This window comes from Burkholderia sp. Se-20378 (genome assembly GCF_017104665.1).
GTDB classification, from domain to species: Bacteria; Pseudomonadota; Gammaproteobacteria; order Burkholderiales; family Burkholderiaceae; genus Burkholderia; species Burkholderia lata.
Map to the genome: position 1 here is coordinate 1 of NZ_JAAGPG010001189.1, position 947 is coordinate 947.

At 69.4% G+C, this 947-nt stretch carries 2 protein-coding genes; both read left to right on the plus strand.

Features of this window, described 5'->3' with window-relative positions:
• Positions 1–449 (plus strand): ABC transporter permease (locus G3N93_RS40920; RefSeq protein WP_206135625.1); only part of this gene is annotated, 449 nt, incomplete at its 5' end.
• 13 nt (positions 450–462) lie between these two features.
• On the plus strand, positions 463–947 hold a 485-nt coding region (locus G3N93_RS40925), incomplete at its 3' end, for an ABC transporter ATP-binding protein (protein WP_206135626.1).

The window sequence follows — 947 nt, forward strand, 5'->3', positions numbered from 1 at the left end:
GCAGAAGAAGGCATACGGGAGTCGGACACGTGACGGGAGTTCAGACGTGTGCTCGTCCGACCCTGCCGTGCATGGTGCGCGCGGCCGCGGCCGTCGCGGCCGGCGCCGACCTGCGCACGCTCGAGGAAGGCGCGGCCAGCCTCGGCGCGTCGTTCGTCACGCGCTTCGTCACGATCGTGCTGCCGAACCTGCGCCCCGGCATCGTTGCGGGGGCGCTCGCGGTGCTCACGCTGTCGATCGGCGAATTCAACCTCACGTGGATGCTGCATACGCCCGACACCAAGACGCTGCCCGTCGGGCTCGCCGATACGTATGCGTCGCTGCGCCTCGAAGTCGGCAGCGCGTACACGATCCTGTTCCTGCTGATGACGCTGCCGCTGCTCGTCGCGATGCAGTGGCTCGGTGTCGATCCGTCCGGCACGCGTGCGCTCAAGAAGCGCCCGCGCTGAATTTCTCGCAGACATGAAACTCGATTCCACCCCCATCACCCTGACCCGCTGTGCGAAGACGTTCCGCGGCACCCGCGTGCTCGAACCGCTCGACCTGTCGATCGGCGCGGGCGAAACGCTCGTGCTGCTCGGGCCGTCGGGCTGCGGCAAGACCACGACGCTGCGCCTGATCGCGGGCCTCGACACGCCGGACGCCGGCGGCACGATCGCGTTCGGCAATGACGACGTGACCGCGCTGCCGATCGAGCGCCGGCAGGTCGGCATGGTGTTCCAGAACTACGCGCTGTTTCCGAACCTGACGGTGCGCGGCAACGTCGGCTACGGGCTGAAGATCCGCAAGACCGAGCCGCGCGCGCTGCGCGAGCGCGTCGACGAACTGCTCGCGATGATGCGGCTCGACGCGCATGCGGATAAACCGATCGACCAGCTGTCGGGCGGCGAGCGCCAGCGCGTCCGGCTGGCTCGCGCGGTGGCGGTGCGGCCGCGCGTGCTGCTGCT